The organism is Streptomyces macrolidinus, assembly GCF_023887685.1.
Classification (GTDB): domain Bacteria; phylum Actinomycetota; class Actinomycetes; order Streptomycetales; family Streptomycetaceae; genus Streptomyces; species Streptomyces macrolidinus.
Map to the genome: position 1 here is coordinate 37,513 of NZ_JAMWMR010000019.1, position 26,007 is coordinate 63,519.

At 70.6% G+C, this 26,007-nt stretch carries 23 protein-coding genes, 3 tRNA genes and 1 pseudogene; 23 read left to right on the forward strand and 4 right to left on the reverse strand.

The features are described 5' to 3' along the window. The first annotated feature begins 251 nt into the window (after positions 1-251). On the forward strand, positions 252-4,358 hold the full coding sequence (locus NGF19_RS20415) for an nSTAND1 domain-containing NTPase (RefSeq protein ID WP_252426506.1): 4,107 nt from the start codon (positions 252-254) through the stop codon (positions 4,356-4,358). Between the two features lie 250 nt (positions 4,359-4,608). After that, a tRNA-Ser gene (locus tag NGF19_RS20420) sits at positions 4,609-4,693 on the forward strand. A 177-nt stretch (positions 4,694-4,870) separates the two neighbouring features. Here NGF19_RS20420 and NGF19_RS20425 read toward each other — a convergent pair. Then, on the reverse strand, positions 4,871-5,626 hold the full coding sequence (locus NGF19_RS20425; RefSeq protein WP_252426507.1) for a GntR family transcriptional regulator: 756 nt from the start codon (positions 5,624-5,626) through the stop codon (positions 4,871-4,873). 78 nt (positions 5,627-5,704) lie between these two features. Here NGF19_RS20425 and NGF19_RS20430 point away from each other — a divergent pair. The 5 genes and pseudogenes from NGF19_RS20430 to NGF19_RS20450 all read left to right on the forward strand — a co-directional run bounded on the left by NGF19_RS20430 (position 5,705) and on the right by NGF19_RS20450 (position 7,733). Further along, positions 5,705-5,985 (forward strand): annotated as a pseudogene (locus NGF19_RS20430) (hypothetical protein). A gap of 284 nt (positions 5,986-6,269) precedes the next feature. Then, positions 6,270-6,473 (forward strand): hypothetical protein, encoded by a 204-nt coding sequence (locus NGF19_RS20435; protein WP_252426508.1) that lies wholly within the window; start codon positions 6,270-6,272, stop codon positions 6,471-6,473. Next, positions 6,470-6,694, forward strand: a complete 225-nt coding sequence (locus tag NGF19_RS20440; RefSeq protein WP_252426509.1) for a hypothetical protein — start codon at positions 6,470-6,472, stop codon at positions 6,692-6,694. The genes NGF19_RS20435 and NGF19_RS20440 overlap by 4 nt, the downstream gene beginning before the upstream one ends. Positions 6,695-6,702: 8 nt before the next feature. Continuing rightward, entirely contained in the window at positions 6,703-7,434 is a 732-nt protein-coding gene (locus NGF19_RS20445; protein WP_252426510.1) for a GntR family transcriptional regulator, read from the forward strand. Continuing rightward, the gene (locus NGF19_RS20450; protein WP_252426511.1) at positions 7,431-7,733 is read left to right on the forward strand and encodes a hypothetical protein; all 303 of its coding nucleotides are present in this window, start codon (positions 7,431-7,433) and stop codon (positions 7,731-7,733) included. The genes NGF19_RS20445 and NGF19_RS20450 overlap by 4 nt, the downstream gene beginning before the upstream one ends. 1,337 nt (positions 7,734-9,070) lie before the next feature. Here NGF19_RS20450 and NGF19_RS20455 read toward each other — a convergent pair. After that, positions 9,071-9,535, reverse strand: a complete 465-nt coding sequence (locus NGF19_RS20455) for an NUDIX hydrolase (RefSeq protein ID WP_252426512.1) — start codon at positions 9,533-9,535, stop codon at positions 9,071-9,073. Between the two features lie 18 nt (positions 9,536-9,553). Between NGF19_RS20455 and NGF19_RS20460 the strand changes: the two genes are divergently transcribed. The 14 genes from NGF19_RS20460 (at position 9,554) to NGF19_RS20525 (ending at position 19,843) form a co-directional block, all read left to right on the forward strand. Beyond that, a complete protein-coding gene (locus NGF19_RS20460; protein WP_252426513.1) occupies positions 9,554-10,333 on the forward strand; it encodes a GntR family transcriptional regulator in 780 nt (259 codons plus the stop codon). A 139-nt stretch (positions 10,334-10,472) separates the two neighbouring features. Next, positions 10,473-10,829 carry an SCO3933 family regulatory protein gene (locus tag NGF19_RS20465; protein WP_252426514.1) on the forward strand — a complete coding sequence of 119 codons (357 nt, stop codon included), beginning with the start codon at positions 10,473-10,475 and terminating at the stop codon, positions 10,827-10,829. A gap of 2 nt (positions 10,830-10,831) precedes the next feature. Then, positions 10,832-12,187: an FtsK/SpoIIIE domain-containing protein gene (locus NGF19_RS20470; RefSeq protein WP_252426515.1), complete on the forward strand. Its 1,356-nt coding sequence runs from the start codon at positions 10,832-10,834 to the stop codon at positions 12,185-12,187. A gap of 85 nt (positions 12,188-12,272) precedes the next feature. Beyond that, the gene (locus NGF19_RS20475; RefSeq protein WP_252426516.1) at positions 12,273-12,479 is read left to right on the forward strand and encodes a hypothetical protein; all 207 of its coding nucleotides are present in this window, start codon (positions 12,273-12,275) and stop codon (positions 12,477-12,479) included. Beyond that, positions 12,479-13,147 carry a DUF2637 domain-containing protein gene (locus NGF19_RS20480; protein ID WP_252426517.1) on the forward strand — a complete coding sequence of 223 codons (669 nt, stop codon included), beginning with the start codon at positions 12,479-12,481 and terminating at the stop codon, positions 13,145-13,147. The genes NGF19_RS20475 and NGF19_RS20480 overlap by 1 nt, the downstream gene beginning before the upstream one ends. Before the next feature lie 18 nt (positions 13,148-13,165). After that, positions 13,166-13,351: a hypothetical protein gene (locus tag NGF19_RS20485; RefSeq protein ID WP_252426518.1), complete on the forward strand. Its 186-nt coding sequence runs from the start codon at positions 13,166-13,168 to the stop codon at positions 13,349-13,351. A 6-nt stretch (positions 13,352-13,357) separates the two neighbouring features. Then, entirely contained in the window at positions 13,358-13,549 is a 192-nt protein-coding gene (locus NGF19_RS20490; protein ID WP_252426519.1) for a mobile element transfer protein, read from the forward strand. 12 nt (positions 13,550-13,561) lie between these two features. Then, positions 13,562-13,717: a hypothetical protein gene (locus NGF19_RS20495; RefSeq protein ID WP_252426520.1), complete on the forward strand. Its 156-nt coding sequence runs from the start codon at positions 13,562-13,564 to the stop codon at positions 13,715-13,717. Positions 13,718-13,738: 21 nt separating this feature from the next. Continuing rightward, positions 13,739-14,065, forward strand: coding sequence for a SpdD-like protein (locus tag NGF19_RS20500; protein WP_252426521.1), 327 nt, complete (start codon positions 13,739-13,741; stop codon positions 14,063-14,065). A gap of 127 nt (positions 14,066-14,192) precedes the next feature. Then, positions 14,193-15,569, forward strand: a complete 1,377-nt coding sequence (repSA, locus tag NGF19_RS20505) for a replication initiator protein RepSA (RefSeq protein WP_252426588.1) — start codon at positions 14,193-14,195, stop codon at positions 15,567-15,569. After that, the gene (locus NGF19_RS20510) at positions 15,566-15,781 is read left to right on the forward strand and encodes a helix-turn-helix domain-containing protein (RefSeq protein ID WP_252426522.1); all 216 of its coding nucleotides are present in this window, start codon (positions 15,566-15,568) and stop codon (positions 15,779-15,781) included. The genes repSA and NGF19_RS20510 overlap by 4 nt, the downstream gene beginning before the upstream one ends. Beyond that, positions 15,781-16,959, forward strand: a complete 1,179-nt coding sequence (locus tag NGF19_RS20515) for a tyrosine-type recombinase/integrase (RefSeq protein ID WP_252426523.1) — start codon at positions 15,781-15,783, stop codon at positions 16,957-16,959. The genes NGF19_RS20510 and NGF19_RS20515 overlap by 1 nt, the downstream gene beginning before the upstream one ends. Before the next feature lie 415 nt (positions 16,960-17,374). Further along, entirely contained in the window at positions 17,375-17,920 is a 546-nt protein-coding gene (locus NGF19_RS20520; RefSeq protein ID WP_252426524.1) for a SigE family RNA polymerase sigma factor, read from the forward strand. Positions 17,921-18,187: 267 nt separating this feature from the next. Further along, a complete protein-coding gene (locus tag NGF19_RS20525; protein WP_252426525.1) occupies positions 18,188-19,843 on the forward strand; it encodes a long-chain fatty acid--CoA ligase in 1,656 nt (551 codons plus the stop codon). A 122-nt stretch (positions 19,844-19,965) separates the two neighbouring features. Here NGF19_RS20525 and NGF19_RS20530 read toward each other — a convergent pair whose 3' ends face one another. Together NGF19_RS20530 and NGF19_RS20535 are read right to left on the reverse strand one after the other, a co-directional pair. Continuing rightward, the gene (locus NGF19_RS20530; RefSeq protein ID WP_252426526.1) at positions 19,966-24,297 is read right to left on the reverse strand and encodes a PAS domain-containing protein; all 4,332 of its coding nucleotides are present in this window, start codon (positions 24,295-24,297) and stop codon (positions 19,966-19,968) included. Positions 24,298-24,507: 210 nt separating this feature from the next. After that, positions 24,508-24,936 carry an SSI family serine proteinase inhibitor gene (locus NGF19_RS20535; protein WP_252426528.1) on the reverse strand — a complete coding sequence of 143 codons (429 nt, stop codon included), beginning with the start codon at positions 24,934-24,936 and terminating at the stop codon, positions 24,508-24,510. Positions 24,937-25,220: 284 nt separating this feature from the next. On the opposite strand from NGF19_RS20535, the gene NGF19_RS20540 reads away from it, so the two are divergent. Beyond that, positions 25,221-25,311: transfer RNA gene (locus tag NGF19_RS20540), tRNA-Ser, on the forward strand. Between the two features lie 432 nt (positions 25,312-25,743). Further along, positions 25,744-25,816 (forward strand) — tRNA-Arg (locus NGF19_RS20545). The last annotated feature ends 191 nt before the right edge of the window (positions 25,817-26,007 follow it).

A 26,007-nucleotide genomic window follows, 5' to 3' on the forward strand; every position in this document is an offset into this window, starting at 1 on the left:
GCGACGAGACTGCCGCCCCTGTTCCGTCAGTTCGGCGAAATCCGGCCGAGAACATGCGGCGCGGTGAGTGTCTCCGCTGGAGTCGGCAGCCTGACCGGGCGACGCCCGGTTGATGCGATCCTGCGCCGAGATCTTGCCATCTGAGCTGTCCGGTGAGGAGATCCCGACCTTGCCTCGCAGGTGAAACCGCAGGTCAGCCATATAGAGTGGGTTTTCCGGTCCGGACGTCCAGGTGCAGGGGGAGTTGAGGAGTGGAGGCCTTGGGTTCCGGCTCAGGGGCACGCACAGCCTTCGCGGAACGTCTGGCGCTGCTGTACAAGGAGGCCGGAAATCCTCCCCTCAAGCGTGTGGCCGAAGCGGTCGACCGACTCCAGTGGGTGGACGACCGAGGGCGCCCCGTACGGGTCTCCGCGCAGCGCATCAGTGACTGGCGGCGGGCCAGGAACGTGCCGGCCCAGTTCGTCGCACTCGCGGCGGTCCTGCACATCGTGATCCCCCAGGCGCGGCGCTCACGGCCCACGCCTGTGTCCGAGGGGCTGTACGACCCGGCGCAGTGGCGGTACTTGTGGGAGCGCGCGCTGGCCGACCCGGTCGCCGATCGCTCCACGACAGCGGCACCGGCCACGCCGCCCGCGGCATCCACGACGTCCTCGGCATCCACGACGTCCGCGGCATCCACGAGGCCCTCCGCAGGCGGTGGCACGAAGCCGCGCGGTGTACGGCCGCCGCCCAAAGCCCCGGACGGCGTCCCCGTCGTATGCCCCTATCGGGGCCTGGCCTCGTACCGTCAACAGGACGCCCGGTGGTTCTTCGGCCGCGCGCGGAGCACGGACGCCCTCGTCGCCCAGCTCCACGCGGCGGAGACGACCGGCGGTCTGGTCATGCTCGTGGGCGCGTCGGGCGCGGGCAAGTCCTCCCTGCTGAGCGCCGGTCTGGTGCCCGCCCTGCAGCGCGGCCTGCCGGGCGAGGGGACGGGCCGGGCGGGAGAAGCGGCCCTGCACCTCGTACCGGGCAGCGATCCCTGCGCCGAACTGACCCGGCACATCCCCGAACTCGCGCGCCTCGTCCCGGCCGAGAAGGAGCCGACGGCGCCGGAGCCCGGCACTGCGGAATTCGACCGTGCGGTGCGGGAGGCCGTCACCGCATGGGCGCGGCGCGAGACATCCGCCGCCGCGCGTCCGGTGGTCATCGTGGACCAGTTCGAGGAGGCCTTCACCCTCTGCTCCGACGAGGCGAACAGACGTGCCTTCGTCCAGCTCCTGCATGCCGCGTGCACGCCCGCCGCCCCCGGTGACCCGGCCCCCGTACGCGTCGTCCTCGGCATACGCGCCGACTTCTACGAGCAGTGCCTCGGGTATCCCGAACTCGCCGACGCGCTGCAGCACCGTCATATGGTGCTCGGGCCGCTGACCACCACCGAGCTGCGGGAAGCGGTGACCGGCCCGGCCAAGGCCGTGGGGCTGGAACTCGAGCCGGGGCTCGCGGAGTCGATCGTCCGGGAAGTCGGCGCCGACGGCCCGCGCGGGGCGCATGACGCGGGAGTGCTGCCGCTCCTGTCCCACGCGCTGCTCGCCACCTGGCAGCGGCGGAAGGCGGGACGGCTGACGCTGGCCGGCTATCGCGCGGCGGGCGGCATCCAGGGCGCCGTGGCGGCGACCGCCGAGCGGGCCTGGTCCGGCCTCGATCCCGCGGCGCGTACGGCCGCGCGGCTGCTCCTGCTCCGGCTGGTCCGGCTCGGCGAAGACACCCAGGCCACCCGGCGGCGGGGGACGCGGCGCCGGCTGACGACGGAATCCGCGGACCCCGCGAAGACGGAGGAGTCACTCGAAGCGCTGGTGCGCGCCCGGCTGCTGACCCTCGACGCGGAGACCGTGGAGATCACCCACGAAGCGCTGCTCCACGCGTGGCCGCGCCTGCGGGACTGGATCGACGAGGACCGGCACGGCCATCTGCTGCGCCAGCGGCTCGAGGAGGACGGCAGGGCCTGGGAGGGCTCGAACCGCGACACCTCGCTGCTGTACCGGGGTTCGCGCCTGGAGCAGGCCCGCCGGTGGGCGCATGCCGCGGGGGTCTCCTCGTTGACCCGTAGCGCGGTGGAGTTCCTGGCCGCTTCCGTGCGGCTGCGCAGGCGTACGGTCTGGATCAGTCGCGGCGCGGTGTCGGCCCTCGTCGTGCTGGCGGTGCTGGCCGGTGGTTCGGCGTCGCTCGCGTGGCGCCAGCGGGACGACGCCGTCTTCGAGCAGGTGCTCGCCGAGGCCGACCGCGTCCGGGACACGGACCCCTCCCTGTCCGCCCAACTCGACCTGGTGGCCCACCGCTTGCGGCCGCACGACAAGGGCGCGAACAGCCGGTTGGTGTCGACCGTCAACGCGCCGCTGGCCACGCCGCTGCTCGGGCACACCGGAGCCGTCTACCTCACCTCGTTCAGCCCCGACGGGCGGACCCTGGCCACCGCCAGCTACGACCGCACCGTCCGGCTGTGGAACGTGACGGACCCGACCCGGCCCGAGCGCCTGGGCAAGCCCCTCACCGCCCACACGAGTTGGGTGAGCAGCGCCGTCTTCAGCCCGGACGGCCGCATCCTCGCCAGCGCCTCGGACGACGGCACCGTGCGGCTGTGGGACGTACGCGATCCCGGCCACCCACGCCCCCTCGGCGTACCCCTGACCGGCGGCCCCGGCACGGTCTACCTGCTCGCCTTCAGCCCGGACGGCCGCACGCTGGCCTCCGCCGACGAGGATCGCACCGTTCGGCTGTGGGACCTGGCCGACCCCCACCGGCCGACGGCGCTGCGCGTGCTGACCGGCCACACCGCCGCCGTACGCTCCGTGGCGTTCAGCCCCGACGGGACGACGCTGGCGTCCGGCGGCGACGACGACACGATCAGGCTGTGGAACGTGGCCGATCCGGCTCGGGCGCGACGGATCGGCGCGGTGCTGACCGGTCACCAGGGCACGGTCCACTCGGTGGCCTTCAGCCCCGACGGCCGCACTCTCGCCAGTGGCAGTACGGACAACGCCGTGCAGTTGTGGAGCGTGACCGATCCCCGGCACGCGACACCGCTCGGCGCGCCGCTCTCCGGTCACACCGGTCCCGTATGGTCCGTGGCCTTCAGCCCCGACGGAACCATGCTCGCCGCAGGCAGCGCGGACAGCACGGCGAGCCTGTGGAACGTCAGCGATCCCGCCTACCCGTCACAGGTCGGCGAGCCGCTCGCGGGCAGCAGCGGAGAGATGTACGCCGTGAGCTTCAGCCCCGACGGGCAGACCCTCGCCACCGGGAGCGGCGACAACAAGGTCCGCCTGTGGTCGATACCGACCGCGGACATGACCGGCGGCATCGGAGCGTTCCGCCCGGACGGGCGGGTCCTGGCCACGGCGGCACGCGACGAGAAGGTCCGGCTGTGGAACGTGGCCGCTCCCCGCCGCCCTGTCCTGCTCGGCAGACCGTTCGTACCCGGGGAAGGCGAGGTGGCGCGATCGCTGACGTTCTCCCCTGACGGCCGGACGCTCGCGATGCTGGCCGGAAGCAGCGCGGTCCAGTTGTGGAACGTCGGCGATCCGGCCCGGCCCGTCCCGTACGGGCCGCCCGTCGCCCTGCGCACTCGGTTCGCCGGTCCGGGCGCGCTGGCCTTCGGCCCGGACGGCCGCACGCTGGCAACGGCGTACGACGACCACACCCTCCAACTGTGGGACGTCGGCGACCCGTCCCGCCCGCATCGGCTCGGCGCGCCGCTCACCGGCCACAAGGGCTACGTCAACGCCCTCGCCTTCAGCCCGGACGGCCGCACCCTGGCCAGCGGCAGCGCGGACGCCACCGTCCGGTTGTGGAAGGTGTCCGACCCCCGCCGTGCCACCCGGCTCGGCGCGCCGCTCACGGGGCATCTGGGCCCCGTCAACGTGCTCGCCTTCGGCCCGGACGGCCACACGCTGGCCAGCGGCAGCGACGACGACACCGTCCGGCTCTGGAGCGTCACCGGGTCCACCACGCGACCGGCCGCCCGCCTGAAGGGCCACACCGAGGCGGTCGTGTCGCTGACGTTCAGCGAGGACGGCCGCACACTGGCCAGCGGCGGCGACGACAACACGGTCCGGCTGTGGAACGTCACCGCGCCCGACGCCGCCGCCCCCATCGGCCAGTCGATGAGCCCCAACGCCAGGACGGGCAACTTCCTGTCGTTCAGCCCCAACAGCCACATGCTCGGGGTGTCGAGCGGCGCCGACACCGTCCGGTTGTGGGACCTCGACGTCGACGAGGCGATCCGCCGTGTCTGCTCGACCACGAGGGGCGTACTGACCCCGGAGAAGTGGCACGAGTACCTCCCCCGCCTCTCGTACGCGCCCCCGTGCGACCCCTGACGGCGAGCCGGGCGCCGTGATCCCGATCACAGCACCTGACAGCAGTCGAGCAGTCGGCCCCCACCGCGCAACCGGCCTTGTTACGCTGGCGGCAGCCCGGTCGCTGGTGCATCCCCCGTCGCCAGCGACCGGGCACTCGCATGCGCGGCGCCACGCGCCCCCGAGGGCCGATCCCGTACGGACCACGCCAGCACGATGCGCCCCGATCCCGGTACGCTGTACCCGCCCCGCTCCTGGTGAGCGGCGCCGAGGTGGGTTGCCCGAGCGGCCTAAGGGAACGGTCTTGAAAACCGTCGTGGCGCGAGCCACCGTGGGTTCAAATCCCACACCCACCGCAGTGGTTGACGGCCTCTGACCAGGCAAGACGGTCGGGGGCCGTTGCGCTGCGCGCTGCCCGCCAGTCACCGTGTCTCCCCCTGATTTCCCGCCCGATCGGGCACGGAAGGGGCACGCGTGGGGCACGGGCCGATCACTGCGTCCGTAGGTCCACCGGGCAGCGGGCTCGCTGTCGCCTATCGGTTGATCGGGATCTCGTAGACGATCTCGCAGTGAGCCGCGGGCACCACGATGTCCGCCGTCTCCACGGGCCGTCCCTGGTCGCTGTAGTACGTCCGCCGGATGTGCGTGACGAGCGCGGCCTTCTGGATGCCCAGAAGCGATGCCTCCTCTGCGGTCGCCTGTCGCGGCTCCGGCTGCTCCACCGCGTGGCTGACGGTGACACCGATCGCGGCCATGCGGTTCACGACGCCCGCCCCCGCGTGGGGCCCTCCCTCGGGGAGGACGACGAGGGTGCCGGCGGTGAGGTCGTACGGCTCCCAACTCGTCGACAGCTGCACAGGCCTGCTGTCGGCCAGGAACTCGTACGCCGTACGGACGCACAGATCACCCTCGGCGATACCGAGGCGGGCCGCGATCTCCGCCGGGGCCGGGATCTTGGCGTCGGTCCGGCTCTCCCAGTCCCCCTGTTTACCCAAGGCCTCCATGTCCGCGCGGAACGGAGATCCGTCAGGGTGCTCGCGCGTCGACGAACGGACGACCCGCACCCGCTGCCGGGGCTCGGCAACGTACGTTCCGGAACCGGCGCGGCCCTCCAACACGCCCTGGGAGATCAGCAGTTCCTGTGCCCGGCGCACCACGTTTTCGCCCACGCCGTACTCCTGGCCGATCTGGGCGCGGGAGGGCAGACGGTCCCCCGGCTCCCATACGTGCTCCGCGATCCGCCGCCGGAGTTCGTCGGCGATGCGGAGATAGGGCGGTTGCTCAGGCATATGGAAAATCTAGTTCACTAGGCCTAGTCTAGTTAACTAGCTTCACCGAAAGTGATCGCTGGTGACGGAGGCTGCCCTGTGCCCGCTTCGGGAATCACCGCGGCGGCCATCGTCGCCCGGCTCTCCGCCATCGGGCTCCTCGCGCGCGTGGAGGAGCACGCCCGATACACGTCGGTCGAAGCGGAGGTGCCGGACGCGTTCTCCGCCGAGTCATGGCGGGAGGTCCTGGAAGTGGTGTCCGAGGCCGATCGATTCGGGTTCCTCGCCACCAGCCTGAACGGCCGCACCCTCTGGGCGGTCGTACGCAAAGCGGTCCCCCACGACGGGCGTTGTCGGGGGGACCGGGCCATCAGCGATAGGAGCTGATCAGCGTGTTCAACCGTATCCGCCGTGCCGTTTCACTGGCCAGAGAGAGGAACTTCGTCAAAGGTCGACATCGCCGCCCCTTTACGCCCTCCCGGCCGATGGCCGCCCGGGTAGTGGACCGTGACTGCGCGGACTGCGCGGACTCCCTCGCGGGCGAAGAGATCGCGCTTGTGCGCCCGTACGTGTTGGCCTGGGAGAAGCGTGTCCAGCAACGTGTGATGGCTGTGACTCACCATGTGCCCGCTGAAGCCTGGTCGACCCTCGTGGGGGCTCGCTGATGTCTCCTGGTCAACAGCCCCGCATCACGCGCGTTGAGTCCGTCTCCTACCGGTCGATCTCGTGCCGGATCGGTACGCACCACGCCTGCACGGAGTCCGCCACGGTCGCAGCGCCGATCGACCTTCCCGTGGTCTACGAGGTGTGCGACTGCTCCTGCCACTCGATGTTCAACCAGCCCGCGCCCGTGGAGGTGGAGCGGTGAGAGAACGAGTGTTCCGCGGCGCGCTGGGATCCACCGTCGAGATCACCTCGACCACCGTGCAGCGCGGCGACGTCATCCAGGTCGGCGGCCGGGCGTGCCAGGTGAGCGACCTCTACCAAATGCCCCACGGCGCCAAGCAACTCCTGCTCGACTCGGGCGAACTGCTGACCATTCACACACGAACCCGGCTCCTCGCCGTGCGCATGCGGAGAAGGCGGTGACCGGGTCCATGACTTCGCGCCATCACCGCATCGCCGATGACCTCCGGCACCAGATCACAACAGGTCGCATCAGGGCTGGCGAACGCCTTCCGTCTGAGACCGACCTGGCCGCTCAGCACAAGGTCAGTACGTCGACGCTGCGGAGTGCTCTGGCAGTACTTGAGCGGGAGGGCCTCGTCGAGAAGGTCCATGGCAAGGGGAACTTCGTTCGGCGCCCCGTACGCAAGGTCACGTACGTCGGCGGCTGGGGCACGCTGGACCCGTGGACCGCTGCTGACGCGGCTCTGCACGTCACTGTCCGCACCACCGCGATCCGAGCGCACGGCCACCTGACAACCCTCTTGAGAGTGCCGAACAGCACCCCACTGACCGAGTTCCTCGGCATCAGCTACGAGGGGGACACACCGCACAGCCTGGCCCGCATCTACGTCCCGCGTGACTTGGCGCCGACCGCAGTACTCGGCGACAGATCCTCGTGCGCGGGGGAGCCCGGGAGCTTTGCGGTGTTGAGCCCACCATCGGCGGAGATCCGGGAGACGGTGTCCGCCCGCCTCCCGACCCCGGACGAGGCGTCGAGCCTCCGGATCAGTTCAACCGCGGCGGTACTCGCGATCACACGCATCGCCGCCGACGGCACTGGGCGCGTCGTTGAAGCCGCGCACCTGACGTTCCCAGGAGACCGCGTCGACGCAATCTTCACCACCCACCACGTGATCAACGAGAGGCAGACGCAAGGATGACAGCGCTGAACGAGCTGCGGCTCCTCCCGTGGTCGGGCCCGGAAGGCAAGCCCTGCTACCTCAGCACCGATGGCGGAGACGGCCACATGTCCCGCCTGGCGGACAACATCGAAGCGGTGCAACTCGGGCTGGCAACCCAACTGTTGGACCAGGCCTCGGAAACTCTGGGCGATGGCAGCGCTGATCTGGAGGACTTGCGACTTCTCGCGAAGGATCTGACCGGGGCCTTGCGAGACGTGCTCCGCGTAGCGACCAGTCGCGGTCACCTCCTGGCGGTGAGCGAACCCCACTGCTCCTGAAGGAGACGGCTGGAAGCCCACCAGGCAGACGTACGACCCCTGACCATGCGAAACGGTCAGGGGTCGTCGTGTTGCGGACGTCTTGGAGATCTGAGCCTCAGCCAACGAAAGTCAGCCACGACGGCGGGTGCGTCGACCGATCAGGCGCGCGTGTGTCTCGCTGCACCCCCACCGGCCCCGGCCACGCCGCTCGGTGACGTCCTTCAAGAGCAACTTGCGACGGCGGAACCGTGGCGGCGAGGTAGCGGGTGACGACCTCTTCGTCCCGAAGCAAGTTGGGCGGGGGCGCTGCCTTGGGCTGCTGTGCCTCTCGCCTGCTGCGACGGTCCGTAGACGTCCGCGGTTGTTCGCCGCTGTGCGTTGGCGTTGTCACGCAGTTAGACACTCACGTCTGTCGCGAGGGCGCGGACTGTATGCCTCACCGCGGCTCGGCCTGACGTGCCGTAAGGGCTCGGAAGCGCATGTGGTCGTGCACCCCCCTCGGGCTGGCAAAGGGGGGTGCACTGGGCCTAGCGCATGAACAGTGCGACTGCCCCGGTGAGAGCTGTCAGCAGAGATGCCAGTGCGGTGATGAACTCGGGGCTCTGCCAGTCTTTCACTTGGCTATCCCCCTCACTCGTAAGGCCTTGTGCATTGCATTGCCATAGGCCTTGTGCATTGCATTGCCATGCACAACGGGATACGCTGCTACAAGCAGCACGCCCGCTCTCCCTTCTGCTAAGCGCCTCCTGATGCCCCGCCAGGAACCCAGTTGGCGCACCTGTGTTGAAAGAAGAGAGTAACAGGGGTGCGTTGTTGCGCGCCCGCGTTGTTGCCCCCTCCGGTAGTGATTCGAGAGGGGGCTCTTTCGTGTAGGCCAGGCGGAACGACTTTGGCGCAGGTACGCCCGCGAACCAGCCCTCCTGCGTGTGGCATGGACTTGCCCGCTTCCTGCACCCACCACTCTCCCCAGCTCCCATCCCGTCCGCCGTCGACCCACACACCGTGGAGCGGGCGTGGTTCAGGGGCGTCAAGGTGGAGCGCGCCACTGTACGAACGACCTTGACGCCCCTGGGCCGCGTCTGCTCGGCTCTGCCTGAGTCGACGGCGGACGGGATAGGAGCACCCTACGCACGCCACTACGGGCCGACAGTCGGCGACGGCGCCCCTCCACCCGGTGCCGGTCGATCCCCCGCCGGAGGCATCATCTTGTGCCCGCGGATGACGTCCCGCCCTGCCCGCTTGCATACAGCGCGCCGCCGGGCGCGGCCAGCCGGGGCGGAGACAGGAGGCAGGCCGCGCCGCAGAGGCGGCGCGCGCCCGCGCTGTGCGCGGGCCTTGATGAAGTAGAGAAGGTCTTATCCCGCTGCGATGAGGTGTCTGCCGTTGTGGCTCCGTACGTGCGGGCCGTTGCCGGTCAAGGCGTCCAAGAGCCTGATCGAGTAGACCTCGGACATGCGCTCGCTGACCTCGGCGGGTGTGAGCCAGGAGACATCCGTCGACTCGCTGGAGGTGCGCTCGGTGCCGCCGGAAGGCTTGCAGCGGAAGACCAAGGCAACGACGCCACGGGCCAAGTTCTTGTAGACGCCGGTGAGTTCGTCCACCTCGACGTGGATGCCTGTCTCCTCCAGGACCTCGCGGGCGACACCGGCTTCGGGGGTCTCCCTGAGTTCGAGGACACCACCAGGGAGTTCCCAGGTGCCGTTGTCGGCCCGGCGGATCGCCAGGAGGCGCCCGTCCTCGCGCACCACTACTCCGGCCACGGACACGGAGTGCAGGGGAGACGGCGTCGCTTCCTGTGGTTGACTCATGTAGAGGAGCATAGGAGGCAGAGAAGGACTATGGGAACTGCTGCGGGAGGGACTGGGGCCGGGCCTCGGTACGTACAGATCGCCGAAGAGATCGTGCAGCAGATCCGGGCGGGTGTCCTAAAGCCCGGGGACATGGTGCCGAGTGAATCGGAGCTGGTGGACCGGTACGGAGTCTCCGGCGGCACCATTCGTAAGGCCATGGTCGAGGTGCGGGCGAGCGGGCTCGTCGAGACCCGGCACGGCAAGGGCTCGATCGTGAAGAACCGGCCGCCGGTGCGGCACCGCTCCTCCGATCGCTTCCGGCGCTCGCTCCGTCAGGGAGGGCAGGCCGCGTACCTTGCGGAGTCCGCACAGTCCGGTGCGTCCGCCAAGGTCAGCGTCCTCTACATCGGGCCTATGGAGGCACCCGAGGACGCTGCCCAGCGACTGGGCGTCTCGGCTGGTACGCAGGTGCTGGCCCGGCGACGCCTCTACTTCCGTAACGGCACCCCGGTCGAGACCGCTACGTCCTACCTCCCCTGGGACGTCGTGAAGGAGATCCCGGAGCTGTTCGCCGAGAACCCCGGCGGCGGTGGCATCTACGCCCGACTCGAAGACCACGGGCACGAGTTCACCGAGTTCGTGGAGACGCTGCAAGCACGTGCGGCCTCGAAGGCGGAAGCCTCGGAACTGGCACTTAGCCCAGGGGCGCCCGTGGTTCACCTGATCCGGGAGGCGCGGACGACCGCCGGTCTCGTGGTCGAGGTGTGCGACACGCTCATGGCCGCTGACCAGTTCGTTTTCGAGTACCGGATCCCCGCCACCGACTGACGCCCACTCAACTTCACGCAGCCCGTCACGAGTTCTGCCTCGTGGCGGGTTGACTCATGTACAGGAGTGGGGCACTCTTCTTCATGTCACTCATATACATGAGTGACGGAGTTTGGCATCTATAGAGGAGAGATCTGCTGTGCGTCAGATTCCCGTCGACACCTCCGCCGCGACCGTGATGGTCGCCAAGACCCCGCAGCCCAAGGTCAAGGACCGTCGCACCGGCGAGATCGCCACCGACGTCGAGACCGGAGCGAAGCTGATGACCGTGGACGTAATGTTCGCGGCGAATGAGGAAGTGGAGATCCTGTCCATCACCGTCCCGGAGCCCGGGATCACCGGCGAACTGTCCATGGGTACGCCGGTGGCGCTCACCGGCCTGATCGCCCGGCCCTGGGAAAACGACTTCAACGGCCAGAAGCGGCACGGCATCGCGTTCCGCGCGGTCGCGGTCACCTCGCTCGTCGACGCCGCGGCAAGGCCGAAGGCAGCCTGACCATGACGGGCATCGTGGTCGCATTAGCGCTGGTCGCCGCCGTCGCGGCTCTCCTGCGGTGGCGGCGCCCCGCCTGGTACTGGCTAACCTTCGGGGTCACGCTGGCCATGGTGCGGGTCCTGGTCCGGTACAGGTCCGTCATGGACGCGTGCGGGCTGACCGTTCCGCCCGCGCGGTGGCGTCTCGCTCTGGCCCGAGTCGCCAACCGGCCGATACCGGAGCCCCGTTCACCGCGGATCTGTCGCCTGCGGCCGACTCGAACTGGTCTGGTCCTACGGCTCAAGCTCCGCCCCGGACAGGACGCCTTCGACATCGCCGCCGCTTCGGACCGACTCAGGCACTCGTTCTCCATGTATGGCGTGACCTCGCGCGAGCTGCGCTCCGGTGTCGTAGAGGTACGGATGACCGGCTACGACGTACTCAAGCGGGTGCAGATGCCGACCGAGACCGACACCCGGCCGATGCGGGTGCCGGTGGCTCTGCGGGAGGACGGCGCGGTGCACTACCGCGACTACCGGGCCATACCTCACGCCCTCACCCTCGGCGCTACGGAGTCCGGCAAGTCCGTCTACCAACGCAACCTGGTCGCCGGACTCGCCCCGATGGACGTCGCCCTGGTCGGCATCGACTGCAAGCAAGGAGTGGAGCTGTTCCCGCTGGCCCGCCGGTTCTCCGCGCTGGCTGACAGCCCAGACGCTGCCGCCGAACTGCTCGACGCGCTCGTGGGTCGGATGGAAGACGTGTACCAACTCATCCGCGCCGAACAGAAGATCACTGCCGCCGTGCCGGACGCGGAGATCGCCGCTGACATCTGGGACCTGCCCGAACATCTGCGTCCCGTGCCGGTCGTGGTCCTGGTCGATGAGGTTGCTGAACTCGCCCTGTACGCCAACAAGGAACAGGAGAAGCGGCGGGACCGCATCGTCACCGCCCTGGTCCGCCTCGCCCAGCTCGGCCGCGCGGCTGGCATCTACCTCGAAATCTGTGGGCAGCGCTTCGGCTCCGAACTCGGCAAGGGCATCACCATGCTCCGCGCCCAACTCACCGGCCGCACCGCCCACCGCGTCAACGACGAGACATCCGCCAACATGGCCTTCGGCGACATCTCCCCGGATGCCGTCCTGGCCGCCATCCAGATCCCGGCAGAGACGCGGGGAATCGCTATCGCGGGCGACTCGTCCGGAGGGTGGCACCGCATCCGTGCCCCGCACACCTCGCTGCGCCAGGCCGTGAACCTCTGCAACCGGCACGCCGACCAGACGCCAGATGTTCCCGAGCTGGCTCCGTTCCGGCCCGTCCTGTCCGGCCCCGTCGCCGCTCCCGTGCCGTCGTCCAAGCCTTCTCCAGCCGCCGTCTGATCCCTCTCCGCTCCACACCGGTCGGCGTGACCGCCTTCACGCCAAGTCCCTACCCCCGCCATGTCTGATGAAGGGAGAACCCGCCATGTGCCCGGACTGCGAGGACTTCGCCCGAACGGTGCTCCTGCTCGGCCAACTCGCTTTGTACGCCGACATGGACGGTGCCGACCTCGACTTCGTGGAAGCCGTCAGCCCGTCCCTCGCCGTCTCACTGCCCGAGCCTCCGCCCGGCACCTTCCCGTCCGACTACGACCCCGACGGCGGCCCCAACTACCCCGGTGAGACCTCCTGATGGGCGCCCACCGCAGCCTCCGTATCGATGCCGTCCTGGTCCAGGCCGTCATCGCCGGTGCCCTGTCCTTCGCCCACCTGCACGACCTGGCCGCCGCTGCCGGACAGGACGGCTGGAAGGCATGGGCCTACCCGGTCAGCGTCGACCTGCTCCTGGTCGCCGCCTGGCGGCGCCTTCGGAGTGAAGGGCCGTCCCGGCTGGCCTGGTGCTGGTTCCTCGTCGCCCTGTTCGCCTCGCTCGGCGCCAACGTCGCCACCGCCGGATTCCTCGACCTGGCAGACCCGCCCGCCCTGCTCCGCCTCGGCATCGCCGGATGGCCCGCGCTCGCCTTCCTCGGCGGCACGCTCCTCGCTCACTCGGCGGCTGCGGAGCCGAAGACGGATCGGGTTCCGCCAGCCTCCGACGCGGACAAGGGAGAAGCCGAGTCCGAGTCCGCGCCCTCACCAGACGCCGTTCCGGACCCGGCCGAGGAAGCCCCCACCCCTCCAACTCGGCCCTCGCTCCCGGCCTCTGCTCCGCCGATCCCCGCCGTCCTGGTCGACCACGCCCGCAAGGTCGCCGACGAGTACCGCACCCGTACCGGCTCCCCGATCGACCCCGACACCCTCCGCTCCCGCCTCGGCGTCCCGCCCCACCTCGCCGACGCCATCGCCGCCCGCCTCACCTGATCGGAAGGGAGAACAGAGATGACCAACGACCCGGCCGACTTGACCGTGGCCGACTACCTCGACGCAGCGCGGGACATGGCCGCTGCCGGACGCCCGTTCCTCGCCCACCTGCTCGCCGAGGAAGCTGCACGACGCGTCGACGACCCGGTCACCGCCCAGAGCATCCGCGCTCAGTACCCCAACCCCACGACCCACAGGGACTGATCAGGCATGCCCGCTCGCGACAACTTCCACTCCGTGATGCGGATCGGCCCCGTGCAGATCGGCACCCACCGCGACCGCAACGGCCGGACCACGCACACCGCCGTCTGCACCGCCGACCGCTGCGGCTGGTCCGCCGACTACTCCAGCCAGTCCGCCGCCCAGCTCGCCGCCCGCACTCACCGCTGCACCGTCCGCTAGGAGACAGCGCCCATGGACGTCCCTCTCTGGCTCGCCCTGCTGGTCGTCGGCTACCTCGGCGTCAAGCTCATCCGCCCGCCCTGGTGGCTCATCGCCGTGCTCCTCCTTGGCGGATTCCTCCTCGCCGACAGCGTCCTGGCCCCCGTCATCGACACCGCCGTCAAGTAGCCCGCGAAGGGAGAACCGCCCATGTTCCGGCCCAAGCTCCCGGTCATGCCGCAGCCCACCGGCCTGGTCACCCCGCCCGCCGTCATCGAGCCGATCACGCTCACCTCGGGTGCCCCGGCCCCGACACCGGCACCCACCGCCCCGCCGTCGCCCCGCCCGGTCGTCCAGCTCACCCCCGGAACGGCGCTCGCGCTCGTCGGCGGTGGCACGGCCGTCGTCCTGATCGTCGGTGTCGTCCTGGTCTCGCTGCTCCTGGCGGTCGCCATCACCGGCGTTTCCGTCGCCGTCTGCGCGGTCGTCCTGCGCTCCCTGCTCGCCTCCGAGACCAAGCGACCGTTCCGACGCTGACCGGCCCCCGGGCGGCCTCGATACCGCCAAGCATCCGCCGCCCGGGAGCCGTCCCTGTCCGATCTCGCAACCAGAAGGAACCACCAGCATGACCCACTACGCCTCGTCCGCGACACAGAAGGCGCCTGTGCCCGCCCAACCGCTCGACCCGACCACCCTCGGGGACGTTCTCCGGGTGGCCTCGGCCTCCGACTACGCCCGCTGGGAAGACCAGATCCGCCGCACCGGCGGCTGCGCCGACCCCATCCACCTGAGCGGCTGGGTCGTCCACAAGGACAAGACCACCGGCGAGACCCTGCACCACTACTCCACTGCCAACGAGCCGGGCGGACGCCTCCGCCTCGCCTGCGGCAACCGCCGCGCCTCACGCTGCCCCTCCTGCGCCTGGACCTACGCGGGTGACACCTACCACCTGATCCGCGCAGGCCTGGCCGGGGACGACCGCCGCGACATCCCCGCCACCATCCGCGATCACCCGCGCGTCTTCGCCACCCTCACGGCCCCCTCGTACGGCCCGGTCCACAACCGGCCCGACCACGGCGTTTGCCGCTGCGGCACACAGCACGCGCCCGACGCTCCGGAGCTGGGCACCGCTCTCGACCCGGCCACCTACGACTACGCGGGGGCCGTGCTGTTCAACAACCATGCTGGACAGCTCTGGCAGCGCTTCACCACCCGACTCCGTCGCGAACTCGCCGCCCGCGCTGGACTGACACGCCGGGAACTGGCCGAGCACCTTCGTGTCTCGTACGGCAAGGTCGCCGAGTTCCAGAAGCGCGGAGCCCTGCACTTCCACGCAGTCATCCGACTCGACGGCCCGCAGGGTCCCGGGACGCCACCGCCCGTCTGGGCCACGGTCGCCCTCCTCACCGACGCTATCCGTGCCGCTGCGGCGCACTCGTACACCTCGGTCTCGATCCCGGAAGCCCGAGACCAACCGACAAGGACGTTCCGCTGGGGCCGACAGCTCGACGTCCGGCCGGTGAAGGCCTTCGGCGACGGCTCCGACATCACAGAACAGGCCGTCGCCTCGTACGTGGCCAAGTACGCGACCAAGGCCGCCGAGAACACTGGGACCCTTGATCGCCGCATCGGTGAACTCTCCGAACTCGACCGCCACCAGGTCCCGGACCACACCCGTCGGCTCATCACCGCATGCCGTGACCTCGACAGCCTCTACCCGGACCGGCGCCTGTGGGCCTGGGCGCACATGCTCGGCTTCCGCGGGCACTTCTCGTCCAAGTCGCGTACCTACTCGACGACCCTCGGAGCCCTCCGTCAGGAACGCGCCGACTACCGCGCCGCCCAAGAGGCATCCACCCTCGGGCTCGACGACCGGGAGCCTGACACCGTCCTCGTCCTGACCGACTGGCAGTACGCCGGACACGGCCACACACCGGGCGAGGCCGCCCTCGCCGCAACCATCGCCCGCGATCTCCAGACCAACCGCCAGACCGCCCGCGACGCCTTGACCGGGCTCTCCGGCGACGAGAGGGAGCGGTGACCGTGGACCGGCTTCTGACCGTGCACCAGGTCGCCGAACGTCTTGGCACGGGCCTTCGCTTTCCCCGCCGACTCATCGAGGAACGCCGCATCACCTTCGTCAAGGTCGGCCGACACGTCCGCATCCCTGAGAGCGCCGTCGACGAGTACGTCAGTGCCCACACGGTGGAACCGATCCTCCTGCGGCCCTCGGCGTACAGGAGGGCTGCCTGATGGCAGGTAAGCGCAAGTCCCGGCGGAGCTTCGGCCGTGTCCGCAAGTTGCCCTCCGGCCGCTTTCAGGCTCGATATCCAGGCCCTGACGGAGTGCTGCGGGCCGCTGACCGGACGTTCGCCACCTCGACGGACGCCGATCGCTGGTTGGCCCGCAAGCGCATCGAGATCGAAGAGGGGCGCTGGCTGGATCCGGCGGAGGGACAGACCACCGTCCGAGACTGGTCGGCCCGCTGGCTCACCGCCGTCTCCCCACAGCTCAAGCACAAGACACAGGCGTCCTACCGATCTTTGATCAACTCGCTGATCGTCCCGGCGCTCGGTGACCGTGAGCTGTCGAGCCTCCGGCCGATCACCGTCGCTGAGTGGGTCGGCGCCATGAAGACCAAGGGGTTGAGCGCATCGCGGATCAGGCAGGCGTACCGGGTCCTGTCCCAGATCATGCGGGCGGCCGTCGACAACGACATGATCGCGCAGACCCCGTGCCGGGGTGTGAAGCTGCCTCGGATGCCGCAGACCGAGCCGCACATCCTTACCCCGCTGGAAGCCTCGCGGATCGTCCGGAGCGCGGCCAAGCCGCATGACCTGCTGATCGCCCTTCTCGCCTACGGCGGTCTGCGCATTGGTGAGGCGTTCGCGCTTCGTCGAGCAGACATCGACCTCTCCGGCGGCCTGGTCCTCATTGACGAGAACCTGGCCGAAGCCAACGGCGCTCTCGTCTTCGACACCCCCAAGTCCCATCAGAAGCGGTATTTGAGGGTCGGCCCGTCGCTCGCGAAGCGGCTCGGCAGGCACCTGGAGACACTGCCCGGCGGGGATGACGCGCTCCTCTTCACGACACCGGGCGGCAAGCCGCTGCGCTACAACCAGTGGCGCAAGGCGTACTTCGACCCCGCCGTGTCGGTGGCCGGGCTGACCGACGTCACCCCGCACGATCTCCGTGCCTCGCACGGATCTTGGGTCGCCGACCGCTACGGCGTGATGACCGCCGCCCACCGGCTCGGCCACTCCAACGCGAGCGTCACCACCCGGCACTATGCCCGTCCGGTCGCCGGGCGCGACGACCAGGTGGCCAAAGCGGCTGACTCCTGGCTTGGCGGACACGAACACGAGCCTGGGGCACGTAGCGGGCACGACGACGATGACGACGGCTTCGCGGGGGCGCCTACACGTATCTGACCTGCGGCGCAGCGGTCAACGGCCCTGATCGCCGAAAGGTCTTGAAAACCGTCGTGGCGCGATTCACCGTGGGTTTGAATCACGTACCCACCAGAGGAGTTGACGGCTAGCAGCTCCTGACCAGGTATGACGGTCAGGGGCCGTTGCGTTGCGCGTTGCGCGATGCTTGCCGCCTGCTCGTCACCGAAGCTGCTGAGTTCTGGCTCGGATGCCGGTACGCGCATGGTTCCGGTGTCGTCGCGCGGTGGTCTGTCTGCTCCATTGCCCTTCCCTCAGGGGTGAACCCCTCAGGGGGCACGCGCATTCGTCCACCTTCAGGAGGTGGGGGCAGCCCCCCACCTACAACCTGAGGCGGAGACCGCTTCGCGACCTGCGGCCGATCCGCCGAAGGAGGCGTCGAACCTAGCGTGGAGACATGACCACACCCGTCTGCACCAGCGCTTCGAACGCCAAGACGCGGACCCTTTCGTACCCGTCGTTCACGTCGTATGTGAAGGCCCGCCAGCCGGTGCTGCTGCGCACCGCCCGGTCGCTGACCGCGAACCCGAGCGACGCTGAGGACCTGTTGCAGACCGCGCTGGCGAAGACGTACGTCGCCTGGGACCGGATCGAGGACCACCGTGCGCTCGACGGGTACGTACGGCGTGCGCTGCTGAACACGCGGACCTCGCAGTGGCGCAAGCGCAAGGTCGACGAGTTCGTGTGCGACGAACTGCCCGAGCCCGAGGGGCTGCCGGCCGTGGACCCGGCGGAGCAGCAGGCGCTGCACGACGCCATGTGGCGGGCCATCATGAAACTGCCCGCACGCCAGCGCGCGATGGTGGTCCTGCGCTACTACGAGGACCTGAGCGAGGTCCAGACGGCAGAGGTGCTCGGTGTCTCCGTCGGCACGGTCAAATCGGCCGTCTCCCGGGCCCTGGGCAAGCTCCGCGAGGACCCCGAGCTGGAGCCTGTGCGGTAGGCGCGGTCGTACGGCATCACCCACGACGTGTCAGGCATCACGTGTCAGGCATCACGTGTCAGGCACCACGTGTGAGGCATGAAGCAACGGCGCCCACCGCGCCGCGTCATCGGCGCCGGTCGGAGCGCCGGGCGTCCAAGTTCGCGCCTTGATCGATCATCCCGAGGGCTAGTGACATACCGCATGGTATGTGCGCAGAATCAGCGCAACCCACTACCGCGCAGGCCGCGCCGCCCGCGCACGCCACACCGCTCCGGGAGGACCGCTGTGCTGAGCACCATGCAGGACGTACCGCTGACCGTCACTCGCATCCTCGTCCACGGGACGCTCGTGCACGGACGCTCCCGGATCACCACCTGGACCGGGGAGGGCGAGCCGCAGCGCCGCACCTTCGCCGAGGCGGGCGCCCGCGCGATACGGCTGGCCAACGCCCTCCGTGACGACCTCGGGGTCCGGCCCGACGGCCGGGTGGCAACGCTTCTTTGGAACAACTCGGAGCATGTCGAGGCGTACTTCGCGGTCCCCTCCATGGGCGCGGTGCTGCACACCCTCAATCTGCGGCTGCCCGCCGAGCAGCTCGCCTGGATCATCAATCACGCCGCCGACCGCGTGATCATCGTCAACGGCTCGCTGATCCCCCTGCTCGCCCCCTTGCTGCCGCATCTGAAGACGGTCGAGCACGTCGTCGTCTCGGGGCCCGGTGACCGTGCCCCGCTCGACGGCTCCCCGGTTCCGGTGCACGAGTACGAGGACCTGATCGCCGACAAGCCGACCACCTACGACTGGCCCGAGCTGGACGAACGCCAGGCCGCCGCCCTGTGCTACACCTCCGGCACCACCGGTGACCCCAAGGGCGTGGTCTACAGTCACCGGTCGATCTACCTGCACTCCATGCAGGTCAACATGGCCCAGTCGATGGCGCTGACGGACCGGGACACCTCGCTCGTCGTGGTCCCGCAGTTCCATGTGAACGCCTGGGGCCTGCCGCACGCCGCCTTCATGTCCGGCGTCAACCTGCTGATGCCGGACCGCTTCCTCCAGCCCGCCCCGCTCGCCGAGATGATCGAGGGCGAGCGGCCGACGCATGCCGCCGCGGTCCCCACCATCTGGCAGGGGCTGCTCGGTGAGCTGACCGCCCGGCCCCGTGACGTCTCCTCCCTCGCGAACGTCACCATCGGCGGCGCGGCCTGCCCGCCCTCCCTCATGGAAGCCTTCGACAAGCTGGGGATGCGTGTCTGCCACGCCTGGGGGATGACGGAGACGTCCCCGCTGGGCACGGTGGCCCACCCTCCGGCCCATGCGATCGGCACGGAGAAGGAGTTCGCGTACCGGATCACCCAGGGCCGTATCCCGGCCGGTGTCGAGGCCCGCATCATCGGACCTGACGGCGAACGACTCCCCTGGGACGGCGCCGCGGCGGGCGAACTGGAAGTGCGCGGGCCCTGGATCGCGGGCGCCTACTACAACGGCCCGAATGCCGAACCCCTGCGCCCCACCGATAAGTTCAGCGAGGATGGTTGGCTCAGGACCGGTGATGTGGGCACCATCGACCCCGAGGGCTTCCTCACCCTCACCGACCGCGCCAAGGACGTCATCAAGTCCGGTGGGGAATGGATCTCGTCGGTTCACTTGGAGAACGGGCTGATGTCCCACCCGGATATCGCCGAGGCCGCCGTCGTCGCCGTCCCGGACGACAAGTGGGGCGAACGTCCGCTGGCCATCGTGGTGGTGAAGGACGGCGCCACCGTCGACTACGCCGCGCTGCGCTCCTTCCTCTCGGACGAGGTCCAGGTGGCCAAGTGGCAGCTCCCCGAGCGCTGGACGACCGTCGAGACCGTGCCCAAGACGAGCGTCGGCAAGTTCGACAAGAAGGTGCTGCGGCGGCAGTACGCCGCCGGGGAGCTGGAGGTCACGCACCTGTAGGGCCGAAGGCAAGGCGATCAGGGCGCCGTTTCACGTGAAACAACGCCCCGTGCGACATCTGGGCGGATTGATCGCGACTTCGGTCGACCCGTCCGGTCGGGCTCGGCCGGGCCCCGCCGTGCTCAGTTCGTCCCGATCCTCGCCAGGAGATCCACGATCCGCTCCTGCACCTCGGTGCTGGTCGAGCGCTCCGCCAGGAACAGAACCGTCTCCCCCGACACCAGACGCGGCAGATCGGCCTGGTCGACGGCGGCGGTGTAGACGACGAGCGGGGTGCGCTTGAGCAGGTTGTTCGCGCGCAGCCAGTCGACCACCCCGGCCTGGCGGCGATGCACCCGCATCAGGTCCATCACCACGAGATTCGGTCGCATCTGCGCGGCGAGGGCGACCGCGTCCGCGTCCGAGGCGGCACGGGCGACCTGCATCCCGCGCCGCTCCAACGACGCGGTCAGCGCGAGCGCGATCTCCGTGTGCTCCTCCACGAGCAGCACACGGGGCGGGTGCTGCTCGGAGTCACGCGGAGCGAGCGCCTTCAGGAGTACGGCCGGGTCGGCGCCGTACGCCGCCTCGCGCGTCGCCTGCCCGAGCCCCGCGGTGACGAGCACGGGGACCTCGGCGGCCACCGCCGCCTGGCGCAGCGACTGGAGCGCGGTCCGCGTGATCGGGCCGGTGAGCGGGTCGATGAAGAGCGCGGCAGGGAAGGCGGCGATCTGCGCGTCGACCTCCTCGCGGGAGTTGACGACGACGGGCCGGTAGCCGCGGTCGCTGAGCGCCTGTTGCGTCGTCACATCCGGCGCGGGCCACACGAGCAGTCGGCGCGGGTTGTCGAGCGGCTCCGGGGGCAACTCGTCGTCCATCGGCCGGTTCTGGGGGTGATCGGCGACCTCTACGGCACCACCGGGACCGTCGAGCGGCTCGGGGCCCTCGTCGGCGTTCGCGTCCGGAGCCCCTATGGCGTACGACCGCCCCGCACCCTCGCTGGGCGCGAGCGGACGGGACTGCCCGGCCAGGGAGGGCTGCGGCGGGAGGGGTGCCGACGCGGCCTGCGGATGCGGGCGCGCCGCGGTCTCCGGGCGCTCACCCGTGGGCTCGGGAGGCGTGCCGAGCTTGCGGCGGCGGCCCGAACCGTTCGGCTGGTGCGGGGCGGACGGGGACGACCGGGGCCGGGGCTGGGCCTGCGGCGAGGCCGCCACCTGACGCGCGAAGGGCACCCCTTGGCCGAGCGTCCGCACGCTGATCCCCTGCCCCTGTGTCGCATGGGGATCGACGGGCATGGCCGTCTCGGCGGGCAGGGGCTGGGCGATCCGCGGCGGGGCGGTGCGCTCCGGGGGCAGCGGGGTGCCTGCCGACGGGGTGGGCTGCGGTACGGGCCGCCCGGCGCCGGACGTGTCACCGGAACCGGAACCGGAGCCAGAACCGGGGGCCTCGGAACCGGGCCAGGGCTGCGGCTGGGCGGCCTGCGGCGGCACCGGCGTTCCGGAAGGCGGCGTGGTGGCCGCGGGCAGGGGCTGCGCGTGCTGCGGGCCTGGCTGCGCCTGCACCGCGCCGACGGGCAGGGCCTGTTCGAGCGCGGCCGGAACCGGCTGAGAGGCCGCCGACGGCGCGGGCACGGGCTGGCCGACACTCGACTGCGCCGACGGCTGCGGTACGGCCACGCCGCCCGGCCCGCCCTGAGCCGGAATCCCCTGAGCCGGAATCCCCTGAGCCGGAATCCCCTGAGCCGGAATCCCCTGCGGGGGAACGGACTGCGAGGCAACGGCGTGCGGAGCAACGGCCGGTGGGGCCACCGCGGGTGCGGGTACGCCCTGCGCCGGGACAGGCTGCGGAGCGTCCGGCGCGGGCACCTGAGGAGCGGCGAGCTGCGCGGGCACGCCATGAGCGGGCGTCGTCTGCGCGGGCACACCCTGCGGCGGGGTCGCCCCGGACATGTCCACCTCGCCCGTCTCGTCCGGCAGTTGCCGTACAGGCGTGACGGCCCGGCGGGCGCGCCGGCCCGTGGACACGGGCACCGGATGCGGCTGCGGCGGCGTGTGCCCCTCGGCCTGGTCGTGCGGTGCCGTGTCATGGCGGCCCGTGTCGGCCTGGGCGGCGGGCAGCGGGCTCTGCTCCGGAGTGCGGTCGGCCTCGGCGGGCGGCAGCGCGAACACCGGCCGGGCACCGGGTTCCTCCGCCGCGGCCCGCTCGTTGGCGGCGGCGAGAGCGCGTCGACGGCGTCCGGTCGGCTCCGGGGGCGCGTCGGTGGCCGTGGGCAGGGCGGGCGGCAGCTCCGCCTGTTCGGTGTCCCGGCGGGCGCGCCGTCCGGTCGGGGCGGGCACGCCCTGCGGCGGCAGGGCCACGGCTCCCGTGTCGGGCCCGGCCGCGGTCATCACCATCGCGCCCTCGGTGGCGCCTTCGGCTCCGCCCTCGACAGGGTTCGGTCGGCCGTGCCGCCGTCCCGGGCCCTCGGGCACCGAGGTCTCCGCGCCCGCCTCGTGCGCGGTCGCCTGCACCGGCCCGGACGCCTCGGCGGCGGGTTCCTCCGCCGCGCGCCGCCTGCGCCGCCCGGTCGGCGCTGTCGCGGCCGTGTCGGAGGACGAGGCGGCCCCGCCCACCTCGCTCTCCAGGAACGCGTCCACGGAGGACCGCCGGGCCCGCCGCCGACCACCGCCCTGCTGGGCGGCCTCCGGGACGGGTTGCAGCGCGGCCTCCGGGATGGCCTCCGGAACGGCCTGCTGGACGACGGCCTGCTCGGGCGTACCCGCCTCGATACCGGGCTTCTCCACGATCGCCACCGGAGCCGGGGCGAGCGCGCCGGCGGCCCCGCCGAGCGGCACCTCCAGCACATACGCGTTGCCGCTCATGCCCGGCACCTGGTGGGTCTGGAGCACACCGCCGTGCGCCCGTACGACACCGCAGACGATCGGCTGGTGCACCGGGTCGCCCCCGGCGTACGGGCCGCGCACCTCGATGCGTACGACCTCGCCGCGCTGGGCGGCGGCCACCACGACGGTGTTGTCCATGTAACCGCCCGCCGAGACAGGCGCGTTGCCCGTGGAGTCGACGCCCGCCACGTCCGCGATCAGATGCGCGAGCGCCTGGGCGAGCCGCTGCGCGTCCACCTCGGCCTCGATGGGCGGGGCGTGCACGGCGAACTGCACACGGCCGGGCCCGATCAGCTCGACGGCGCCGTCGACACCGGCGGCGATGACCGAGTCGAGCATGACGGGCGTCCGTACGACCTGGTCCTCACCGGTGTCCAGGCGCTGGTAGCCGAGGACGTTGTCGATGAGTGTGGTGATGCGTGAGTAGCCGGCCGCGAGGTGGTGGAGCACCTGGTTGGCCTCGGGCCACAACTGTCCGGCGTCGTCCGCGGCGAGCGCGGACAGTTGGCCCCGCAGCTCGTCGAGAGGTCCGCGCAAGGAGCGGCCGAGTACGGCGAGCAGTTGCTCGTGGCGGGCCGCCAGCGCATCGAAGCGGTCCTTCTCGCGCTCACCGAGCGCGGCGTAGCGTTCGTCGCCCGCCGCGATCTCCTCCGTGTGCTGCTCGCGCAGGGCATCCAGCTCGGCGGTGTGCTCCGCGCGCAGCCGCTCCAGCTCCTCCTTGTGCTCCGCGGCGAGCCGCTCCAGCTCCCGCTGGTGCTGCTGGTCGGCCTCGTCCTTCTCCGCGACGAGCGTGTCGAACGGGCGCCGGTCGGTGAACGTCATCACGGCGCCGACGATCTGGTCGCCGTCGCGCACCGGAGAGGTCGTCAGATCGACCGGCACCTGGTCGCCGCTCTTGGACCACAACACCTGCCCGCGCACCCGGTGTTTGCGTCCGGAGCGCAGGGTGTCGTGGAGCGGGGACTCCCCGTACGGGAAGGGGGAGCCGTCCTCGCGGGAGTGCAGGACGAGGGTGTGCAGCTCCTTGCCGCCCAGGTCGCTGGCCCGGTAGCCGAGGATCTGCGCGGCGGCGGGGTTGACGAGCACGATCCGCCCGTCCGTGTCCGTGCCCACCACGCCCTCGGCCGCGGCCCGCAGGATCATCTCGGTCTGCCGCTGGGAGCGGGCGAGTTCGGCCTCGGTGTCGATGGTGCCGGACAGGTCGCGGACGACGAGCATGAGGAGTTCGTCGCCCGTGTAGCTCTGGCCGTCGTACGCCTGTCGGCCGTCCTCGAGGTTGGCGCTCGTGACCTCGACGGGGAACTCGCTCCCGTCCGTCCGACGGGCTGTCATCCGCGTCGGCTTGGTCCGCCCGTTCGTGTCCGTGGCGTCGGGCCGCCGCATGGACCCGGGAATCAGCCGCGAGTCGAAGTGCGGCAGCAGGTCGAGCAGTCCACGCCCGACCAGAGCCGTTCCCGGCGCCTCGAAGGCTTCCAGGGCGATGGTGTTGGCGTTGACGACGGTTCCGTTCGCGTTGACCAGCACCAACGCGTCGGGCAGTGCGTCGAGTATCGCTGCGAGGCGAGCAGCGCCTCGGGATGGCCTGCTGCTCACGAGACGCTTCCTCCCTGTTACCGCACCTTGCCGACCGCGGGGGACATCTTGCCAACCGGCCCGCAGCGTGTCACGCGAGGGAGTCTACGGGCAGTGGCCCGGCCCGCGGCGGCGGATGAGGGGGAAGGCCGTATACGGAACCGGTCCGGAACGCGTGACCGTACGGGTCCCTCCCGCGCGGAACCCGAACACCCCCCAGCGGGGCGGGTGTTACGAACGAAGCTCCGGCAGCACGGGCACCAGGTCGTTCCAGCGGGCGATCTCACAGCCGTTCTTGCGGTTGTACCGCGCGTCGACCGGCCGCCCGGCCCAGGTCCCGGTGATGTGCGCGGTGGCCGGGCCGCCGTACACCATCGTGCACGGGCGCCGCGGCGGCACCGGGGCGAACGGGTCCCGGCCCCAGACGGTCCGTCGGTCGAGTACGTCGCATGCGGCGGCAGGGTGCGGGTGGCGGCCGCGCGTGGGGTGACAGCGCAGCAGATACGTCCCGTCGGCGCGCCCGGCATGGCTGACGGAGACGACGAGCCGGTCCCCGGAGGGGGACGGGCTGCCGTGGTCGTACGCCGCGGCCGGCGCGGCGGCCATGGACAGGAGGGCGGCGGCACCGAGGAGCGCGCGGCGCGAGGTGATCTGAACCATGCCGTGACTAACGGCGGTGGGACGCCGCGGTTGCGGGTGGCGCGGAGAAGAGAGAGGGGGAGGGAGAGGAGGGAACGGCCGGGGCATCGCCGAGGCGGAAGCGGTGCGCGAGGCGATCACGGCCACCGCGTCGGACCCGCCCCGTGAACCCGTCTCACGGATCCCGGCCCAGTGCTTTGCCCTGTGGCCTTCCCGCCTAGTACCGTGGGGGGCGATTGGTGACACCGCACTCGTCTGTGTCATCATCTGCACGCACCACTCGCGCTCGCGCGGGGGGATGTGCTGGAGGCGTCGCCTAGTCCGGTCTATGGCGCCGCACTGCTAATGCGGTTTGGGCCTTAAAGCCCATCGAGGGTTCAAATCCCTCCGCCTCCGCCCTCTGACCAGGGAGTTCAGCCAATCGCGGCTGGACTCCCTGACTCATGTTGAGGGCGACTTCGGCCCAGCTCCGACGATCTCGAAGCCCGATACTCCCGACGCCTGACGGATGGCATCCGGATCGGTGCGCACAGCTACCTCTCGACGAGATCTCCGACGACCTCCACAACGGGCCTGCCGCGACTCACGATTACGACGCCCACGGCCTTGCCGACGCCATGACGGCTGAGACGGAAGCCGACCTACGACCCCGGATGCCCCGCCCCGGCTCCCCGATCCCGCCCCTCGCCACCCTGCCCCGTCACGCGTTTCCGCAGGTCAGAGGGGGTGTGGCAAACGGATTTCACATGGCGGCGGCAGTCATGTAATGTTCTTCCTGTCGCCGGGACCGAGCCGAAAGGAACGGGAACGGAGACGAAAACAAAACAAGCACTCGTAGCTTAACGGATAGAGCATCTGACTACGGATCAGAAGGTTGCAGGTTCGAATCCTGCCGAGTGCACACAGACAAGAGGCCCGGACGAGAGTCCGGGCCTCTTGCGTTTGGGTCCTACAGCAGCGAAGTACAGCAACCGGCCCAGAAGCAGCCTGCCCCGCTGCCCCGCGAGTAGGGTGTCCGCTCATGTCGCGCCGGGGGCAAGGCGGCGAGTCCGGTCGGGAGGGGTCATATGAGGTACAGAGCTGGAGCAGCGG

Excerpts from the sequence above, each read along its gene's own strand:
- NGF19_RS20425 (WP_252426507.1), bottom strand. The coding sequence starts at position 5,626 with ATGCCTGAGCAACCGCCCTATCTCCGCATCGCCGACGAACTCCGGCGG.
- NGF19_RS20435 (WP_252426508.1), top strand. The coding sequence starts at position 6,270 with ATGTCTCCTGGTCAACAGCCCCGCATCACGCGCGTTGAGTCCGTCTCC.
- NGF19_RS20445 (WP_252426510.1), top strand. The coding sequence starts at position 6,703 with ATGACTTCGCGCCATCACCGCATCGCCGATGACCTCCGGCACCAGATC.
- NGF19_RS20450 (WP_252426511.1), top strand. The coding sequence starts at position 7,431 with ATGACAGCGCTGAACGAGCTGCGGCTCCTCCCGTGGTCGGGCCCGGAA.
- NGF19_RS20455 (WP_252426512.1), bottom strand. The coding sequence starts at position 9,535 with ATGCTCCTCTACATGAGTCAACCACAGGAAGCGACGCCGTCTCCCCTG.
- NGF19_RS20460 (WP_252426513.1), top strand. The coding sequence starts at position 9,554 with ATGGGAACTGCTGCGGGAGGGACTGGGGCCGGGCCTCGGTACGTACAG.
- NGF19_RS20470 (WP_252426515.1), top strand. The coding sequence starts at position 10,832 with ATGACGGGCATCGTGGTCGCATTAGCGCTGGTCGCCGCCGTCGCGGCT.
- NGF19_RS20475 (WP_252426516.1), top strand. The coding sequence starts at position 12,273 with ATGTGCCCGGACTGCGAGGACTTCGCCCGAACGGTGCTCCTGCTCGGC.
- NGF19_RS20480 (WP_252426517.1), top strand. The coding sequence starts at position 12,479 with ATGGGCGCCCACCGCAGCCTCCGTATCGATGCCGTCCTGGTCCAGGCC.
- NGF19_RS20485 (WP_252426518.1), top strand. The coding sequence starts at position 13,166 with ATGACCAACGACCCGGCCGACTTGACCGTGGCCGACTACCTCGACGCA.
- NGF19_RS20490 (WP_252426519.1), top strand. The coding sequence starts at position 13,358 with ATGCCCGCTCGCGACAACTTCCACTCCGTGATGCGGATCGGCCCCGTG.
- NGF19_RS20495 (WP_252426520.1), top strand. The coding sequence starts at position 13,562 with ATGGACGTCCCTCTCTGGCTCGCCCTGCTGGTCGTCGGCTACCTCGGC.
- NGF19_RS20500 (WP_252426521.1), top strand. The coding sequence starts at position 13,739 with ATGTTCCGGCCCAAGCTCCCGGTCATGCCGCAGCCCACCGGCCTGGTC.
- NGF19_RS20515 (WP_252426523.1), top strand. The coding sequence starts at position 15,781 with ATGGCAGGTAAGCGCAAGTCCCGGCGGAGCTTCGGCCGTGTCCGCAAG.
- NGF19_RS20520 (WP_252426524.1), top strand. The coding sequence starts at position 17,375 with ATGACCACACCCGTCTGCACCAGCGCTTCGAACGCCAAGACGCGGACC.
- NGF19_RS20535 (WP_252426528.1), bottom strand. The coding sequence starts at position 24,936 with ATGGTTCAGATCACCTCGCGCCGCGCGCTCCTCGGTGCCGCCGCCCTC.